Annotated in this window: 14 protein-coding genes; 10 read left to right on the top strand and 4 right to left on the bottom strand. The window is 65.5% G+C overall.

Annotation, left to right across the window (positions count from 1 at the left end; translation table 11 throughout):
- Positions 1-116: 116 nt before the first annotated feature.
- A complete protein-coding gene (locus DOM54_RS00555; RefSeq protein WP_110714484.1) occupies positions 117-1,016 on the top strand; it encodes an aldo/keto reductase in 900 nt (299 codons plus the stop codon).
- Positions 1,017-1,029: 13 nt separating this feature from the next.
- Here DOM54_RS00555 and nfi read toward each other — a convergent pair whose 3' ends face one another.
- Complete coding sequence (gene nfi / locus DOM54_RS00560) at positions 1,030-1,761, bottom strand: deoxyribonuclease V (protein WP_110714485.1); 732 nt, start codon at positions 1,759-1,761, stop codon at positions 1,030-1,032.
- Between the two features lie 194 nt (positions 1,762-1,955).
- Here nfi and DOM54_RS00565 point away from each other — a divergent pair, with 194 nt between their 5' ends.
- The 3 genes from DOM54_RS00565 (at position 1,956) to DOM54_RS00575 (ending at position 8,119) form a co-directional block, all read left to right on the top strand.
- Positions 1,956-3,182, top strand: a complete 1,227-nt coding sequence (locus tag DOM54_RS00565; protein WP_110714486.1) for an exonuclease SbcCD subunit D C-terminal domain-containing protein — start codon at positions 1,956-1,958, stop codon at positions 3,180-3,182.
- Positions 3,179-6,487 carry an AAA family ATPase gene (locus tag DOM54_RS00570; RefSeq protein WP_110714487.1) on the top strand — a complete coding sequence of 1,103 codons (3,309 nt, stop codon included), beginning with the start codon at positions 3,179-3,181 and terminating at the stop codon, positions 6,485-6,487. The genes DOM54_RS00565 and DOM54_RS00570 overlap by 4 nt, the downstream gene beginning before the upstream one ends.
- A gap of 336 nt (positions 6,488-6,823) precedes the next feature.
- Positions 6,824-8,119, top strand: coding sequence for a CitMHS family transporter (locus tag DOM54_RS00575; protein WP_110714488.1), 1,296 nt, complete (start codon positions 6,824-6,826; stop codon positions 8,117-8,119).
- Between the two features lie 6 nt (positions 8,120-8,125).
- Here DOM54_RS00575 and DOM54_RS00580 read toward each other — a convergent pair whose 3' ends face one another.
- The gene (locus DOM54_RS00580; RefSeq protein WP_110714489.1) at positions 8,126-9,316 is read right to left on the bottom strand and encodes an ROK family transcriptional regulator; all 1,191 of its coding nucleotides are present in this window, start codon (positions 9,314-9,316) and stop codon (positions 8,126-8,128) included.
- Positions 9,317-9,503: 187 nt separating this feature from the next.
- Between DOM54_RS00580 and xylB the strand changes: the two genes are divergently transcribed.
- The 4 genes from xylB to DOM54_RS00600 all read left to right on the top strand — a co-directional run bounded on the left by xylB (position 9,504) and on the right by DOM54_RS00600 (position 14,824).
- Positions 9,504-10,238: a D-xylose 1-dehydrogenase gene (gene xylB, locus DOM54_RS00585; RefSeq protein ID WP_110714490.1), complete on the top strand. Its 735-nt coding sequence runs from the start codon at positions 9,504-9,506 to the stop codon at positions 10,236-10,238.
- A complete protein-coding gene (locus DOM54_RS00590) occupies positions 10,238-11,692 on the top strand; it encodes a sugar porter family MFS transporter (protein WP_276309654.1) in 1,455 nt (484 codons plus the stop codon). The genes xylB and DOM54_RS00590 overlap by 1 nt, the downstream gene beginning before the upstream one ends.
- A gap of 79 nt (positions 11,693-11,771) precedes the next feature.
- Positions 11,772-13,190, top strand: coding sequence for an MFS transporter (locus DOM54_RS00595; RefSeq protein ID WP_110714492.1), 1,419 nt, complete (start codon positions 11,772-11,774; stop codon positions 13,188-13,190).
- 23 nt (positions 13,191-13,213) lie between these two features.
- Complete coding sequence (locus DOM54_RS00600; protein WP_110714493.1) at positions 13,214-14,824, top strand: glycoside hydrolase family 43 protein; 1,611 nt, start codon at positions 13,214-13,216, stop codon at positions 14,822-14,824.
- 60 nt (positions 14,825-14,884) lie between these two features.
- Here the strand turns inward: DOM54_RS00600 and wrbA are convergent, their stop codons facing one another.
- Positions 14,885-15,490 carry an NAD(P)H:quinone oxidoreductase gene (gene wrbA / locus DOM54_RS00605; RefSeq protein ID WP_110714494.1) on the bottom strand — a complete coding sequence of 202 codons (606 nt, stop codon included), beginning with the start codon at positions 15,488-15,490 and terminating at the stop codon, positions 14,885-14,887.
- A gap of 257 nt (positions 15,491-15,747) precedes the next feature.
- Here wrbA and argE point away from each other — a divergent pair, with 257 nt between their 5' ends.
- Entirely contained in the window at positions 15,748-16,908 is a 1,161-nt protein-coding gene (gene argE, locus DOM54_RS00610; RefSeq protein WP_110714495.1) for an acetylornithine deacetylase, read from the top strand.
- A 43-nt stretch (positions 16,909-16,951) separates the two neighbouring features.
- Positions 16,952-17,344 (top strand): gamma-glutamylcyclotransferase family protein, encoded by a 393-nt coding sequence (locus tag DOM54_RS00615; RefSeq protein ID WP_110714496.1) that lies wholly within the window; start codon positions 16,952-16,954, stop codon positions 17,342-17,344.
- 4 nt (positions 17,345-17,348) lie between these two features.
- On the opposite strand, the gene qhpR is transcribed toward DOM54_RS00615, so the two are convergent.
- Complete coding sequence (gene qhpR / locus DOM54_RS00620; RefSeq protein ID WP_110714497.1) at positions 17,349-18,398, bottom strand: AraC-like transcriptional regulator QhpR; 1,050 nt, start codon at positions 18,396-18,398, stop codon at positions 17,349-17,351.
- Positions 18,399-18,534 lie beyond the last annotated feature (136 nt).

Genomic DNA, 18,534 nt, shown 5'->3' on the forward strand with positions numbered 1-18,534 from the left:
CAACGGACGGGTCACACCAGTCGAGCAACGTTACACGGTTGTCGACAAAGGGGTTTGCGAAACTCGCGAGTGGCGACCAGCATAACAGTAGTGCCTTAACCGACAGGGAGTTTTCCATGCCACGGCAGACACCACGGATCGAATTGCCCGAATGCCGGAACGCCCCATCGATCGCCTTGCCGGCGGTCGGCCAGGGAACCTGGTACATGGGCGAAAATCGGGTGCCGCGCCGGCAGGAGGTGGCAGCGTTACGGCATGGCCTGGACCTGGGCCTGACGCTGATCGATACGGCCGAGATGTATGGCGATGGCGGTGCCGAGGAGGTCGTCGGCGAGGCGATACGCGATCGTCGCGACGACGCCTTCGTGGTCTCCAAGGTCTACCCCTGGAACGCCGGCCGGGACAGCGCCATCGCCGCTTGCGAAGGTAGCCTCGAGCGACTGGGGATCGAGACGCTCGATCTCTACCTGCTGCACTGGCCCGGCAGCATTCCCCTGGAGGAGACGTTCGAGGCGTTCGAGCGGCTGCGCGATCAGGGCAAGATCCGCCGGTTCGGCGTCTCCAACTTCGATGCCGGCAACCTCAGGGCCATGGAGGCAATGCCAGCCGCTGGCGACTGCGCGACCAATCAGGTGCTCTACCACCTCGGTTCCCGCGGCATCGAGGTCGACGTGATTCCCTGGATGCAGGATCACCATATCCCGGTAATGGCCTACTGTCCGCTTGCCCAGGGCGGTCGACTGCGCGCCAAACTGCTCTCCTCCACGGTGGTCAACGAGATCGCCGACAAGCATGGTGCCAGTGCCGCACAGATCCTGCTGGCCTGGACCATTCGTCCCATCGGCAGCCACCGAGAGGGGCCAAGATCGGTCGTCGCCATCCCCAAGGCGTCGACCCTGGCGCACGTCGACGCCAATGCCGCCGCCTTGAACATCGAGCTCGACGATGACGATCTCACCCGGCTCGACGACGCCTTCCCGGCGCCCCGGGAGCCGGTGTCGCTGGATATCGTCTAGCCTGACAGCACGGTTACAGCGATAGCTGCCCGCTGGCCGCCACTTCACCCCTCCTCGATGCCAGCCGATCCGCCAGCCGGGTCGGCTCCGGCAGCTTGGTCCGGCCCAGGCAGCGCACCACCCAGTCGACGGCGGTGGGCAATGAGAGACGGTGCCCCGGCGACACGAACAGCGGCTTTACCCCCTCCCTGGAGCGCAGCACCGCGCCAATGGTAACTCGGCCGCGCGCATCGACGCTGACGTCGCTTGGGTCCTCTTCGCGCCGCCGGTCGGTCAACGGCGTCCACTCGCCCTTGCTTGACGGCACCTCGCCGAACTGGCCGCACAGCCGGCTCTTGCCCACGCCGATGGTCGGCAGATCGAGCCACAGCCCCAGGTGCGAGGCGATGCCCAGACGGCGCGGATGGGCGATGCCCTGGCCGTCGACCATGATCAGACCCGGGCGCTGCGACAACTGCGCGAACGCTCCCAGCGCCGCCGGTATCTCGCGAAACGACAGCAGCCCCGGCACGTAGGGCATGCGCGTCGGCTCGCGATGCACCACCTGTTCCACCAGCGCGAGCGACGGCCACTCGAGCAGCACCAGCGCCGCGCGGGTGGTCTCCCCGCCCTGCTCGAAACCGATGTCCATGCCGGCGATCAGGCCCACCTCGCCCAGCGTATCCTCGCGCCTGACGCTCGGTGCCAGTCGCTTCTGCAAGGCGATCGCCGCTTCCGGCGTCAGATTCCAATCATGTAGTGCCATCGCCGTCTTGCCCTCCCGTGCTGTCGACGTCCAGAAGCCTAGTCACGGCGCCCGCGTCTCTCCAATGCGCCGCGCCTCCGATCTGTCCCAGGGTCGTTCTTTTCCGCTGCCGATCTTCTCCACGGCGATCGTCGCGTTACACTTGGCGTCGTTTTTGCCGCTTCACTCTTTCAGACGTCACAAGGCGCCGCATCGTGAAATTCTTCCACACCGCCGACTGGCATCTGGGCCAGTCCTTCCACGGCCAGGAGCGCCATGTCGAACAGCGCGCCTTTCTCGACTGGCTGCTGGCGACACTCGTCGAGCGCCGGCCCGATGCGCTGCTGATCGCCGGCGACGTGTTCGATGTGGTCAACCCCTCGCTGCGCGCCCAGGAGCTCCTCTACGACTTCATCGTCGCCGCCCATGCCGCCCTGCCGACGCTGGAGATCGTGATGATCGCCGGCAACCACGACAGCGGCTCGCGCATCGAGTTGCCGGCGCCGCTGATGAAAAGCCTCAAGACCCATGCCCTGGGGCGAGTGCATTGGCTTGACGACGGCACTCTCGACAGTGACCACCTGCTGGTGCCGCTGCCCGACGCCACGGGGGCGATTCGCGCCTGGTGCCTGGCGCTGCCCTTTCTGCGTCCGGCCGAGGTCACCGGCGGCGATATCGATGACTATCGCGACGGCATCGCCCGCGTCCACCGCGAGCTGGTCAAAGCCGCCGCGGCCCGCCGCGAACCGGGCCAGGCGCTGGTGGCGATGAGCCACGCCCATCTGCAGGGCGCGGCCGTCTCCGAGGCGAGCGAGCGGCCGATCGTGATCGGCGGCGAGGAGGCGATCTCCGCCGCGCTCTTTCCGCCCTCGATCGCCTATGTGGCGCTGGGCCATCTGCACCGGCCACAGCAGGTGGGCGAGCCTCGTATCCGCTACAGCGGTTCGCCGCTGCCGCTCGATTTCAGCGAGAGCCACTACCCGCACCAGGTGCTCGAAGTGAGCCTGGACGGCGACGCACTCGAGGCCATCGAGAGCTTGCCGATCCCCCGCCACGTGGCGCTGGAGCGCATCGGCCCGGGCAGCCTCGAGGAGATCGAGAGCGCGCTCGAGGCGCTGGGAGCCAATGACGACCTGCCGCGTGAGCGCTGGCCGTGGCTGGAGATCCGGGTCGATCTCGAGGCGCCGCGCCCCGACCTGCGCGCACGGATCGAAGCGGCGATCGGCGACAAGCCGCTGCGGCTGCTGCGCATTCACAGCCGCTATCCCGACGCCGGCGGGGCCGACGACGACGTCGCCAACGTCGATCTCGACAGCCTGACTCCGCAGGAGATCTTCACGCGGACCTGGCAGAGTCGTTACGGCAACACGCCACCGGAAGACGTGCTGGCCGATTTCGCCGCCCTGCTGCAACAGGTTCAGGACAGCGAGGTCGACGCATGAAGATACTCGCCATCCGGCTGGAGAACCTGGCCTCGCTGGCCGGTCGCCACGAGCTCGACTTCACCGTCTCGCCCCTCGCCGACCAGGGGCTGTTCGCCATCACCGGCCCCACCGGCGCCGGCAAGAGCACCCTGCTCGACGCTCTGTGTCTGGCGCTCTACGGCAGCACGCCGCGACTGCGCCAGGCGCCACGGCGGGATTCCCAGATCGCCGACGTCAATACCGACACCCTGACCACCGCCGACGCCCGCACCCTGCTGCGGCGCGGCTGCGCCAGCGGCTTCGCCGAGGTCGATTTCGTCGGTCGCGACGGGCGTCGCTACCGCGCCCGCTGGTCGGTGCGACGGGCCCGCGACAAGGTCGACGGCAGCCTGCAGAAAGCCGAGCAAGCGTTGACCGACCTGGATGCCAACCAGCTGCTCACCGCCCAGACCCGGGAATTCGAGAAGCTGCTGCCCGAACGCCTGGGCCTGAAGTTAGACCAGTTCACCCGCGCCGTGTTGCTGGCCCAGAGCGAGTTTGCCGCCTTTCTCAAGGCGGACGACAATGAGCGCAGCGAACTGCTCGAACGGCTCACCGACACCCAGCACTACTCCGAGATATCCAAGGCCGCCTACCAGCGGGTGCGAGATGCCAGAACCAGTCTGGATGCCATCGAGGCCAGGCTCGCCGACGCCCTGCCAGTGGACGCCGAGACCCGTGCTGAACTCGAACGCCAGGCCCGGGACGAGGAGCAGGCGCTGGCCAAGCTGCAGGCGGAGCTGAACCGCCATCAAGCCCAGGGCGTCGAACTCGAACGCGATGCCCAGCTTCATCAGGCGTGGCAGCAGGCCGATTCGGAATGGCATCGAGTCGAACAGGCGTGGCAGCAGAGCCAACCGCAGCGAGACCGACTGGCGCAACTCGACGACCTGGCGCCTTGGCGCGAGCGTGCCGAACGTCGTCAGGCGCTGGAACGGTCGCTGACCACCCGCCGGCAGACACTGGCAGACGAACGACGCCAGTTGGAAGCGTGCGATACCGAACGGCGCATGCTCGAGCCACAGTTGAAAGCGGCACGAGACGCGCGTGAGCAGGCGAGAAACGCCTATCAGGCCGCGCAGCCCGAACTGGAACAGGCCCGTCGGCTGGCGGCCGATCTCGAAAACCAGCGACAACGACTGGAGCAGCAGCAGCAGGAACACCGCCAGCTCGCCGAGACGAGCAAGACCGACGACGAACGCCACCGGCAACTGGTGGCGTCCCGCCAGCCACTCGAACAGCGGCTGCAGCGACAGCGTGCGACGCTCGTTGGCCTTCTCGGCGAGCGCGAAGGCGCGGATTCACGCCAGATCGCTCATCACACCCGCAGCGCCCTGAATGATCGGCGCGATCGGGCCCAGCATGATCTGCAGGCCCTTCAGACCCTTCAGCAGGACTGGCGCGAGGGTGAGCGCCTGCGCCAGGAGCACAGCACCACGCGGCACCAGCTCCAGAGCGAACGCCAGCGACTGGCGGATCTGGAAACCCAGGGCAAGCGCGCGAAGGTGCAGCTCACCGCTGCCGAGGCCGAGGAGACTGCGGTCCGCCAGCAGATAGAAGGTGCCAACGCCGCCCGCAGCGATGCGGTCGATCGACTGCGACAGCAGTTGAGCGATGACCAGCCCTGCCCGGTTTGCGGCGGCATCGATCACCCATACCGCCATTCGCCGCCATCTCGACCCGACGCCACACTGATCGAGGCGATCGAGCGCCAGGAGCAGTCGCAACTCGCCGATCAACGCCGCAAAGTCGAGAACGCTCATCAGGTCTATCACCAGTGCAGCGCAGACTACCGCGCCTGCCGCCAGGGCCTGCAAGAGCGGGAAAGCCATCTCGAGACCGTGGCGCGCCAGCTCGAGCATGCCGAGCAGGTCATCGATGCCCACAGCGCCGCATCCGCCCTGCGCCAGAGCGGGAACGCCGATCACTGGCTCGAGTCACGCCAGCAGCAGCTCACCCAGCAGTGGCGCGAGGCCAGCGATCAGCTAGGTGCGCTCGATGAAGCCGAACGCGCCCTCCAGCCGCTGGAGGCCGAATGGCAGCAGCTCTCGCTGGAACTCGGCCGGCTGGAGGAGCGTCGATCATTGAGCCTCGAACGCCGGCAAGCGCTGGAAGCCTCACTGCCCGCGCTTCGGCAGGCGTACGACGAGATCTCGCGGCAACTGTCGGCTCGACTGGGTCAACATGCGTCGGTCAACGACTGGCAAACCGCCCTGGAACGGAGCCGAGAGCATGCGGAGGCGGCTCTGGAAACGTGCCAGACGCGTTGGCAGAACCTGACCCAGGCGCACACGCAGTCGACTCAACGCGTGGCGGACCTCGAGCAGCGCCAGACCGAGGCACAGACGGAATTCGCCGCTCTCGATGGCGCCTGGCAGGCCTGGCGTGCGGCGCGGCCGAAGCTAGACGATGAACGCATCGATAGCTTGCTGGCCGCCAGCGAAGACGATCACCGCCAGCTTCGCGATACCCTGGCGCAGCAGGAACGCGAGCGAAACGCCGCGAGCATCAAGCGCGAGGAGCGCCGGGAGGCGCTACGAGATCAGCGCCGTCGGTTGCTGCCAGAAGCGGACACGGCGCGGTTGCTCGACGAGACGAGCACCCATGCGCTATCGGTGCGTCTGACCACCCAACGCGAGACCGCGCAGGCGTTGATCCGCCAGCGCGACGAACGTCAGGAAACCCGGGACGCTGCCCAGCACCGCCTGCGCGAAGATGACCGCCGTCGCCAGGCCCAGCGCGAGGGTGCCCAGGCGCGCGAGGCGGCGGCGCAGGAGGTGCAGCGCTGGGAGCGGATCAACGGCCTGATCGGCAGCGCCGATGGCAAGCGTTTCCGGCGGATCGCCCAGGCCTACAATCTCGACCACCTGTTGACCCACGCCAACCAGCACCTGCAGGCCCTGACGCCGCGCTACCGTCTGGCGCGTGGCGGCAGCGAGCTGGGCATTCTGGTGATCGACGGCGACATGGCCGACGAGCGGCGCTCGGTGCACTCGCTCTCCGGCGGCGAGACCTTCCTGGTGTCGCTGGCGCTGGCGCTGGGGCTCGCCTCGATGGCCTCGCACCAGCTGGCGATCGAGTCGCTGTTCATCGACGAGGGCTTCGGCAGCCTCGACCCGGCGTCGCTGGCGCTGGCGATGGATGCCCTCGATGGCCTGCAGGCCCAGGGCCGCCGGGTCGGGGTGATCTCCCACGTGCAGGAGATGCACGAGCGGATCCCGCTGCAGATTCGAGTCGAACCCAAGGGCAACGGTGCCAGTCAGCTCGTGATTCGGCGCGCATGAACGCCATTTCCCGGCCGGCACGACCGATCACCACGTGATTAGACTTTGGTCTATAGATCGATGACGAATGGACGCCATGAACCTTTCCGATCGGAAAGGTTCATGGCGTCTCGATCACATCACCCAGCGCTGAATTCCTCAGGAATTACAACAACGATTGCCAATAATTCCCGCCGCATCGGCTCACCATAAAAGCCACAAAATCCTTACAAATCAGTAATTTTTACATTTTTGTAAGAGTTGCCTGGAAGAAAAGGCTCTGCCTACCATCCCGCCGCATCGTTATTTCATGCCGAACCATTTCCGGTCAGGCATGCCATCTTGCGGAGGTGATTCTTGCTCACGATCATTGGCCTTGGCATCATCATCGCCATTGTGGCGCTACTGTTGACCGAGCGGGTCACGCCGATCATTGCGCTGTCGATGGTGCCGCTGATCGGCGCGCTGATCGCCGGCTTCGGGCCGACGGACATTGCCGGGTTCTTCGAGTCGGGACTGCAGGATGTCGCCAACGTGGCGGTGATGTTCATCTTCGCCATCCTCTTCTTCGGCGTGCTCCAGGATGTCGGCCTGTTCGACCCCTTGATCAACCGCGTGGTGGCACTCACTCGCGGCAATGTGATCGCCGTCGCCATGGGCACCGGCGTGATCGGCACCATTGCCCATCTCGATGGTTCCGGCGCGTCCACCTTCCTGATCTCCATCCCCGCGCTGCTGCCGCTCTATCAGCGCTTGCGCATGAGCCCTTACCTGCTGCTGCTGATCGTCTCGGCGAGCATCGGCATCATGAACCTCGTCCCGTGGGCGGGTCCGATCGGCCGCGCCGCCGCCGTGACCGGTATCAGCCCCACCGAGCTGTGGCGTGCCATGCTGCCGGTGCAGATCGCTGGCTTCGTCATCCTGATGATCTTCGCCGCGCTCCTCGGCCTGCGAGAACAGGGCCGGATCAAGCGGTTACCCACCCAGGACGCCCAGGCCTCGCCGGACAACGTCGTGGCCGATGCCGAGAACGGCAAGGCACTACCGCCAAGGTTCTGGCTCAACCTGGCCATCGCCGTGGTCACCATCGGCGTGCTGGCCTCCGGCATCATGCCACCCGCCTACATGTTCATGCTGGCCCTCGGCGTCGTACTGCTGGCCAACTACCCCAAGCCCAGACAGCAGATGGAGCGCATCAAGGCGCACGCGCCCGGCGCCCTGCTGATGGCGTCGATCATCAGTGCTGCCGGCGCCTTCCTGGGGATCCTTTCCGGTACCGGCATGCTCGAGTCGATCGCCACCGACCTGGCCCAGGTACTGCCCCACTCCATGGTGCCCTATCTGCATCTGGTGATCGGTGTCTTCGGCGTGCCGCTGGACATGCTGACCAGCACCGACGCCTACTATTTCGCGCTGCTGCCGGTGGTCGAGCAGGTCGCGTCGACCCAGGGCGTCGCCGCCGACAGCGTGGTCTACGCCATGACGATCGGCAACAACGTCGGCAAGATGATCAGCCCGTTCTCTCCCGCCATGTGGCTGGCGCTCGGCCTTGCCGGCGCGGAGATGGGCCGCCATATCCGCTACTCCTTCTTCCTGCTGTGGCTCTTCAGCCTGGTGATGCTGGCCTTCGCCTACCTGCTCGGGCTGCTCTGATCCGGCTCAGACCTCGATCGCCGCCCGGGCCATGACCTGGGCGGCGGCGCCTCTGGCAGCCACGTAGGTGCTGTCGCCGATCACCTTGACGGGCACCGTCTGGGACTGCCGGAGCAGATCGTTCTGGTGAGTACCGAAGTAGGCCAGCGCCGGCCCGGTCAGGCTCTCGCCCAGTTTCATCAGCGACCCGCCCAGAATCAGCATCGACGGATTGAGCGTGTGATGCAGGTTGAGCATCAGCAGGCCGAGCGCTTCGCCGGCTCGTTTCATCACGGCCTGGACCTCGCCATCCCCGGCCCGGGTCTGAACCGCGTTGCTGAGACTGGCGTCGATGTCGACGTGCAGCGCCTCGCGTAGCGCCCACCCACTGACCAGCGTCTCCGCACAACCGTGATTGCCGCAGTGGCAAAGCGCGCCTCCCGGCTGTATCACGGTATGCCCGATCTCCCCGACCAGCCCCTGATGGCCCCGTGGCACCAGCGGAAAGTGCTCGCCGCTGACCACGCCACAGCCGATACCGCTACCGGCGCTGATATAGGCGATCGACTCAGGGGGAACGCCCTCGAAGAAATAGAACTCGCCGAAGGCGGCGGCGTTGGCCTCGTTGTCCAGCAGCCATACCCCGTCCGGCAGATCCGGCTGCTCGCGCAGCAGCGCCAGGAAGTCGATGTCCACCCAGCCCAGATTGGGCGCCAGACTGAGAATCGGCGCCTTGGGCGAGACGGGGCCCGGCACCGCGACCCCTAACCCGAGGCAGCGACGTTCCACGATGTCGGGCGCCTGGCGCAGTTGCACCAGCAGCGCCGCCAGCCGCTTCGCGGTCGTGGCAGGATCGGTGGGCGGCTCCTCCTGATGAATGCTCGCCAGGACGACCCCAAGCAGATTGCATGCGACCAGCCGCAGCCCCTTGACCCCGACCTCGGCCCCCAGCATGTAGTGGCGCTCGCCATCCAGGTAGAGCGCCCGCCCCGGCCGCCCCCCACCACGCGAGTGGAGCTCCCCTTCGCGCAGCCACCCCCGCTCGGCCAGCGCCTGCACCACACTGCCCACCGTGGCCTTGGTGAGACCGGTTCGCAGCGCGATATCCGCCCGCGACAAGCCGGGGCTGCGGCGCACGGTACTCAGGATCGTGCTGCGGTTGAGGCTCTTGAGGTAGTTGAGATCGCCGGAGGTGTGCGGCGTGAACGCATTGTGCATTGGCTGATGGCAACGTCGGGTGGCGGTGGATGCCGCGACTATACCAAAGCCGGTCGACTCCCACCGAAGGTGCCCCTCTCGTCACGACCTAAGTCTTAACACCAATGACCAATGGCAGCGGGTCCGCCGAGCGCGCATGCTGCCGCAACACTTAGTTAATAGTATTTACTAACCATCGAGAGACGTCATGCAGTCAGCCATCTACCCCAGTCTCGCCAGCAAGCGCGTCGTCGTCACCGGCGGCGGTTCCGGCATCGGGGCGGGCCTCGTACGCGCCTTCGCCGCACAGCAAGCCCAGGTTCATTTCATCGATATCCTCGATGACGCCGAGGCGCTGGCGGAGGAGCTGGGCGAGCGGGTCCATTTTCATCGCTGCGACCTCACCGATGCCGAGGCGTTGATCGCGACGCTGGCCGGCATCGGCGAGGTCGATGTGCTGGTCAACAACGCCGCCAACGACGACCGCCACCGGCTCGAGGACGTCACGCCCGAGTACTGGAATGACCGCATGAACGTCAATCTGCGCCACCTGGCGCTGGCCGCCCGCGAGGTCGCTCCTGCCATGCGCCGCCGTGGGCAGGGCGTGATCGTCAATCTGGGCTCGATCAGTTGGCACCTGGGCCAGCCCGGCATGCTGCTCTACGAAACCGCCAAGGCCGGCATCGAGGGAATGACCCGGGCCCTGGCGAGCGAGCTGGGCAGCGACGGAATCCGCGTCAACTGCGTGATCCCCGGCAACGTCAAGACACCGCGCCAGTCTCGCTGGTACACCCCCGAGGATGAAGCCCAGATCGTCGCCGAGCAGAAGCTCAAGGTGCGGATCCATCCCCATCACGTGGCCGCCATGGTGCTGTTCCTCTCCTCGGATGACGCAGCGGCCTGCACCGCGCACAACTACTGGGTCGACGCCGGCTGGCTCTGATCGCGAGCCTTCCAGCACCGTCCTCGACACACCAACGGAGCTTCACAATGCCAACTCAAGTTGCTTCACAACGCCCTGTCGTGGTTCTGCTCACCTGTTGCGTCGCCGCCATCGGCGGCTTTTTGTTCGGATTCGACAGCGGCGTCATCAACGGTACCGTCGATGGTCTCCAGCAAGCCTTCCAGTCGCAGAGCGTCGGCACCGGTTTCAATGTCGCCTCGATGCTGCTCGGCTGCGCCGTCGGCGCTTTCTTCGCCGGGCGCCTGGCGGACCGGTTCGGCCGCCGCACGCTGCTGCTGGTATCCGCCGTCTTCTTCATCATCAGCGCCTGGGGGTCCGGCATCGCCGGGGGATCGCTGGAGTTCGTGATCTATCGTGTCCTGGGCGGCCTGGCGGTGGGCGCGGCCAGCGTGATGTCGCCGGCCTACATCAGCGAGATCGCCCCGTCCCACCTGCGCGGTCGACTGGCGACCATCCAACAGGTGGCGATCATCGGCGGGCTGTTCTTCTCCTTTCTCAACAACTACATCCTGGCCAATGTCGCCGGCAGCTCCACCGCGCCGCTGTGGTTCGGCTTCGAGGCGTGGCGCTGCATGTTCTGGATGGAGCTGATCCCGGCGGGCATCTTCCTGATCGCACTGATGTTCATTCCGGAAAGCCCCCGATTTCTGGTCAGCGCCGGACGCCACGACAAGGCCGAGCGGGTCCTCCGCCTGGTCTACGACGAAGCGGGTACCCACAAGCGTCTGGCCGATATCCGCGCCTCGCTCTCCAGTCGTCACCAGCCACGGCTCTCCGATCTGATCAACCCGCAGACCGGCAAGGTGCTGAAACTGGTCTGGATCGGCATCGGCCTGGCGGTGTTCCAGCAGCTGGTGGGGATCAACGTGGTGTTCTACTACGGCGCCGTGCTGTGGCAGGCGGTCGGTTTTTCCGAGAGCGATGCGCTGATGATCAACGTGATCAGTGGTGCCGTCAGCATCGCCGCCTGCCTGGTTACCATCGGCCTGATCGACCGGATCGGGCGCAAGCCGCTGCTGTGGGGCGGCTCCGTGGGAATGACGGTCACCCTGGCGCTGCTGGTCTACGCCTTCTCCACCGCCGACATGGTCAATGGCAGCTTGGCGCTCTCCCCGGGCAACGGCGTTCTCGCGCTGATCGCTGCCAACGTCTACGTCTTCTTCTTCAACGTCTCCTGGGGCCCGGTGATGTGGGTCATGCTCGGCGAGATGTTCCCCAATCAGGTACGCGGCTCGGGCCTGGCCATCGCCGGTCTGTTCCAGTGGGTCGCCAACTTTGCCATCACCATGACCTTCCCGATCATGCTGGCGTCGATCGGCCTGACCGGTGCCTACGGCTTCTACGCCCTCTGCGCGTTGATCTCGGCCCTCTTCGTCGCCCGCTTCGTCCGCGAAACCAACGGCAAGGAACTCGAGGAGATGGCCTACGAGTAAGGCGACAATTCACGCAAAGAGGAGGGTCGTCGCGGCCCGGTCGAGAGCCGCGACGACCATCGCAGGTAGCGAGGTGACAATGACGAGCGAGACAAGCACGCTGGCGACAAGCGCCCCAGAGACAAGCAACACGGAGACAACCCCACGGTCAGCTCACGACCCTGCCGCCACCGTGCCGCTGATGGAGCGGATCGGCTACGGCTGCGGGGACTTGGCCAGCAATTTCATCTGGCAGGCGATGAGCATCTTCATCGTCTACTACTACACCGACGTGATCGGCGTCGCCGCCGGTATCATCGGCTCGATCATGCTGTTTTCGCGGGTGTTCGACGGCGTCTCGGACATCGCCATGGGCTACGTGATCGACAAGACCACCTCGCGACACGGCAAGGCCAGGCCCTGGCTGCTGTGGCTGGCGGTGCCGTTCGCGATCTCGGCGGTGCTGCTGTTCGCGGTGCCCGATGTCTCGCCCTTCTGGCAGACGGTCTACATCGCGGTGACCTACAACCTGGTATGCCTGGTCTATACCGGTCTCAACGTACCCTACGGCACGCTCAACTCGCTGATCACCCAGGACCAGTATCAGCGCTCGCTGCTCAACGTCTTTCGCATGAGTCTGGCGCTGGTCGGCGTGCTCCTCGTCAGCAACCTGACGCTGCCGGTCGCCACGCTGTTCGGCGGCGGCCAGGCGGGATGGATCGTCACCTTCGCGATCTTCGGCGCCATCGGCACGGGGCTGTTCCTGTTCACCTTCAAGAGCACCCGCGAGCGGGTCCAGCCTGCCGACGAGAAACGGCGCCAGGCGCCGGTCCCCCTGAAGCAGAGCCTGCTCACCCTCGGCAAGAATCGCTACTGGGCACTGGCCACGCTGTTCATCCTGATCACCTATATCTTCAACGCGCTCAATTCCGGGGCGGTCGTCTACTACGCCCAGTACCTGCTCAACGACACCTGGCTGGTGGGCGTCATCACTACCGCCTACATCGTCTTCATCCTGGCAGGCATGGCGTTCGTGGCGCCGATCACCAAGCGCTACGGCAAGCGCAACGCGATCATCGTCGGCGAGCTCATCACCCTGGTCGGCTACGGCGTCATGCTGATCGACCTCGGCAATGTCTACCTGATCGTCGCCGGCACCATCATCCGCGGGCTCGGCAAGGCACCGATCAACGGCAGCATGTTCGCGCTGCTGGGCGACACCATCGAGTACGGGGAGTGGAAGACCGGGATCCGCAACGAGGGCATGGTCTACAGCGGTGGCAGCATGGGCATCAAGATCGGCAGCGGGCTGGGGACGGCACTGCTGGGATGGATACTGGCGTTCGGCGGCTATGTCGGCGGTGGCGGCGAACAGAGCGACGCCGCACTGTTCGCGATCCAGGCGCTGTTCGTCTATCTGCCGATGGGCCTTTGCGCGCTGATGATCGTGCTGATGCTGTTCTACGACCTCGACAAGCGCTATCCGGCCATCGTCGCCGATCTCGCCGCCAAACGCTGAAACCCGTCGCGACAGGAGATCGCATGTCCCTCATCGCCAATCCCATCCTGCCCGGCTTTCATCCGGACCCGTCGATACTCCGGGTCGGCGACGACTACTACATCGCCACCTCGACCTTCGAATGGTTTCCCGGCGTCGCGCTCTATCACTCTCGGGATCTGACCCAGTGGCGCCAGTTGCCATCGCCCCTCGACCGGCGCTCGCAGTTGGACATGATCGGTGATATCGATTCCGGCGGCGTGTGGGCCCCTTGCCTGAGCTACGCGCATGGCCGCTTCCATCTGATCTACACCGACGTCAAGAGTCGCCGGGGCGCGTTCAAGGACACCCACAACTACCTGGTCAGCACCGAGCGAATCGAGGGGCCCTGGTCGGAACCGGTCTCCCTCAACAGTAGCGGCTTCGATCCCTCGCTGTTCCACGACGATGACGGCAGTAGCTGGTTGCTCAACATGATCTGGGATTTCCGCAAGGGCCGGAACGCTTTCGCCGGTATCGCTCTGCAGCGCTACGACACCGAACGCCAGCGACTCACCGGCCCCGTGCACAATATCTTTCGGGGGACGTCTTTGGGCGTCACCGAAGCCCCGCACCTCTATCGGCGAAACGGCTACTACTACCTGGTCACCGCCGAGGGCGGGACCGGTTACGGCCATGCCATGACGGTGGCCCGCTCGCGTGAGTTAACCGGTCCCTACGAGGTCGACCCGACCAACCCGGTGCTCACCTCGAATCCGGAGGCGACCGATCAGCTCCAGAAGGCCGGCCATGGCAGTCTGGTGGAAACCGCCGAAGGCGAGTGGTACTGCGCCCACCTCTGCGCCCGTCCGGTCGTCGCCGGGCGCTGCATACTGGGGCGCGAAACCGCCCTGCAGCGCTGCGTCTGGACGGAGGACGACTGGCTTCGCATCGATGGCGGCCCCTATCCCAGCCACCGGGTGGCCGGCCCGGACCTTCACTGGCAGGCTCCCCTCGCTGAGCCGGATCACGATACTTTCGAGGGCCCTGGCCTCCACCGCTACTGGCAGAGTCTGCGCAGGCCGTTCGACGACACCTGGCTGTCGCTGAGCGAGCGCCCGGGCTGTCTGCGACTCAAGGGCGGCGAGTCGATGCAGTCGACCCACCGGCAGAGCCTGCTGGCCAGGCGCCTGACCCATCTCGAGGTGGAAGTCGAGACACGCCTGTCCTTCCAGCCCGAGCATTTCCAGCAGATGGCGGGGCTGATCCTCTACTACGACACCCAGGATTACGTCTATCTGAGGGTGACCCGGGAGGAGACGCTGGGCCGTTGCCTCGGCATCGTCGTCTCGCGCCACGGCGTCTATGACGAACCGCTGACCGCCGATGTCCCTCTGATGGCGGGTGACGTACGCCTGATGGCGCGCCTGGAGCGTGAAAGTCTGCGTTTCTTTCATGCGCCGGGCGATGCGCAGGGCAATCCGGGTCGACACGCCGACGCCATCGACTGGCAGCCGATCGGCGAACCACTCGACATCTCCCATCTCTGCGACGACGATCCGGACTACATCCGTTTCACCGGCACCTTCGTCGGCCTCTGCGCCCAGGATCTCTCCGGGGCCGGCCTCGCGGCGGACTTCCACGAGTTCGACTATCGCCCAGGAAAAAGCCGCTGACCTCGATGAGATCAGCGGCTTTCGTTGGTCGGCCGGGGGCAAGGCCGTCGCCAACCGGCCTCAGCCGCCCAGCTTGGCCACCAGTTCGGCGACGTGCTTGCCCTGGAAGCGAGCGATCGCCAGCTCGTTCTCGCTGGGTGTGCGGCTGCCGTCGGGGTTGGCCAGCGTGGTCGCGCCATAGGGCGTGCCGCCGGTGATCTCGTCCATGTTGGAGAGCTCGGCGCAGCTGTAGGGCACGCCGGCGATCACCATGCCGTGATGCATCAGCGTGGTATGGATCGAGGTCAGCGTGGTCTCCTGGCCGCCGTGCTGGGTCGCGGTGGAGACGAAGGCGCTACCGATCTTGCCGATCAGCTTGCCCTGCGCCCAGAGCCCCCCGGTCATATCCCAGAAGTTGCGCATCTGTGAGGCCATGTTGCCGAACCGGGTCGGCGTGCCGACGATGATCGCGTCGTAGTCGGCCAGCGTGTCGGGGCTCTCGATCAGCGGGGCGTGCTGGTCGGTCTTGTAACCCGACTGCTCGGCTACTTCTTCGGGGACCAGCTCGGGCACCCGGCGTACGTCCACCTGGGTGCCACCGACGCTTTCGGCACCGTCCGCCACCGCCTTGGCCATGGTCTCGATATGGCCATAGCTCGAGTAATACAACACCAGCACTTTGCTCATGAGAACACTCCTTGAGGAACAGGGGTTTCGCGACGAAACGCTATTCAGGCTAGCCCGCGCCGGTGCGCGATGCTACGGCCGGGACATTGCATTTTTTACGCCGCGAGCAGCGAAACGTTCGAACGTACGGCCCCCAGGTTGAGTGCCGCGGCAGCGGTCGCCCCACGGCTTGGGGAGTTTGTTGCCGAGGAAGGATAGCCGCTATCCTGTGGACCCACCCACCGAACCGTGGCCCACACCGATGAACGGAGCATGCGATGACGACCTCCCGCGACCTGCTGGCCTCCCTGATCGGCTTCGACACCGTCTCCCGTCATTCGAATCTCGAGCTGATCGATTTCGTCGAGCGCTATCTCGCCGCTCACCGCGTGCCGGCCCAGCGCATCACCAACGTCGATGGCAGCAAGTCCAACCTGCTGGCACGCATCGGTCCAGCGGTGGAAGGCGGGGTGGTGCTTTCCGGTCATACCGATGTGGTGCCGGTCGACGGTCAACCGTGGAACAGCGACCCGTTCATCCTGACGGAGAGGCAGGACGGCCGGCTCTATGGGCGCGGCAGCTGCGACATGAAGGGATTTCTCGCCTGCGCCCTGGCGCAGGTGCCCGCCTGGCAGGCCCTCGATCTTGCGCGACCGATCTATCTGGCCTTCTCCTACGATGAGGAGATCGGCTGCCTCGGCGCACCGGCGATGATCGAACGGCTGATGGCAGATGAACCGTTGCCCGGCGCGGTGATCATCGGCGAGCCCACCTCGATGCAACCGATCGTGGCGCAGAAGGGAATCACCACCCTGCGCACCACGGTGACCGGCAGGGAGTCGCACTCCAGCCAGATCAATCAAGGGATGTCGGCGATCCATGTGGCCGCCAGGCTGGTGACGAAGATCGAGGCGATCATGCAGGAGCTGGTCGACGAAGGGGCGCTGGAACACGTCTTCAACGTCCAGCACTCGAGCCTGCATGTCGGGCTGATCGAGGGCGGCACCGCGATCAACATCATGGCGCGGCACTGCCAGTTCGACTGGGAGATCCGCCACTTGCCCAGCGATGGCTTCGAGGCGCTCTTCGCCCGTTTCGAACGCTACGCCAAGGCGCTGGAAGCCGAGCTGCGAGAGCGCGCACCGGAGCTCAGCATCGTCACCGAGCAATTGGTCGATACCGTGCCGGCGCTCGCCGATCGCGACAACGCCCCTGCCCTCGCCCTCTGCCGCGAGTGTCTAGACGATCCGAGCGTCGACACCGGCGGCGTCGCCTACGCCACCGAGGGAGGGCAGTTCCAGCGCGTCGGCCTGCCGACCATCGTGTGCGGCCCGGGAAGCATCGAACAGGCTCACCAGCCCGACGAATATATCGAGATCGACCAGCTCGAGGCCGGCGATCGCTTCATGCAACGGCTGGGCGAGCGGATGGCACGCTGAGCGCTGTCGTCACTCGCTCGTACCGGACCAGGAGACCGGATTCATGCATACACCTGCCCTCGCCGTCCGCCGCACCGCGCTGGTGGCTGTCTACGGCACGTTGAAACGTGGGCTGCGCAACCATCACTGGCTCGACGGTGCCGAATTCGTCGGCGAGGACGTCATCACCACGGCGACACTCTACGATATCGGCCCCTATCCGGGAGCCAAGGCCGAGCCTTCCCGAGGGGTGGAGATCGAAGTGTTTCGCGTTGACGCAGTCGGCCTGAAGCGCCTCGATCGCCTGGAGGACTACCGGGTAAGACGACCGCAATCCGGTGACTACGACCGCGCCGTCCATGCCACTGCATTCGGCCCGGCCTGGCTCTACCTCTACAATCGTGACGTGGCCGGCTGCCCGGTGATTCGCCAGGGCGGCTGGCCGGCACCGGCATGACGCCTCAATCGGTTCGCTGACGCCACTGTCGCGGACTGACACCATGCCAGCGCCGGAAGGCACGAGAGAACGCACTAACCTCCGAGAATCCCAGCAGCAGCGCCATCTCGGAAATACTCAGATGGGGCTGGCGTAGATAGTGAGCGGCCAGCTCCCGCCGAACGCCGTCCACGAGCTGGGTGAAGCTCACCCCCTCGCGCTGGAGGCGTCGTTGTAGCGACCAACCAGAGAGATCCAGCCGATAGGCAGCCGTCTCCAGGGTCGGTTCTCCTTGGGACAATACCTGACGCACCTGATCGCGTACGCGGTCAGCCAGCCCTTGCGCCGTTCGCTGTCCGTCGAGACGGCGAATGACGTCCTGGATCACGGTAAGTAGTAGCGGATCGCTGTCCGGCATGGGCCGATCGAGGTCGCGCTTGGGAATCAGCATCGAATTGACGGGATGGTCGAAGTAGACCTGCGTGTCGAAGGATTTGCAGTGGTCGTGCCACTGTTCGGGGCGAGGATGTTCGAACGTAACCGCTCTGGGTGCCCAGGCTGCCCCGGCGCCATGCCGTATGAGATTCAGGACCATGCCCATCGTCAGCTCTGCATCCTGACGACGGCATAGAATCCGACCGTGACGCACCTGGTAGTCGAGTCGCCAGCAGTCGTCGGTTTCCACCAGCTGGATCAATGTATCGTGCTGATGATAGGGAAAAGCTGTCACCCAGTTGCGTAACGCCGCCCCCAGCGTGGGCGAGCACAATCCGATATAGCCGATCAAGCCAAGCGCCTGCGGCTTGAACTGCTGCCCGTAGTAGAGCCCGAAGTTATCGCACTGCGAATCGCGGGCCGCGTTCTCCATCACCTGGCAATAACTGGAGAGATGGAGGCTGAGCGTCGGCTGCGATAGACGCTCGGGATCGACACCACTATGACCGAGCACCCGATCGGGATCGCCACCATGGAGGTCGATGAAATCACACAACCCCGTGGCGGCCGCCGAGAGCACGCCTTGATTGCCGCCGCCAGTCACCGCGCCCCCCTGATCCGGCAGGAAAGAAAGATCCATGATGGTTACCTGCTGAAGTGGCACTTGTCTTTGGCTCAGCAAGTTTCATACCAGCGTGAGGCCTCAAAGGGCTTGGCGCCCTCGCAGCAGATCTCCAAGCCGTTGTGGCTCCTTTGCATGCACGCAACTGGTGCAA

Origin of the sequence: Salinicola acroporae, from assembly GCF_003206615.1 — a bacterium.
GTDB lineage: Bacteria > Pseudomonadota > Gammaproteobacteria > Pseudomonadales > Halomonadaceae > Salinicola > Salinicola acroporae.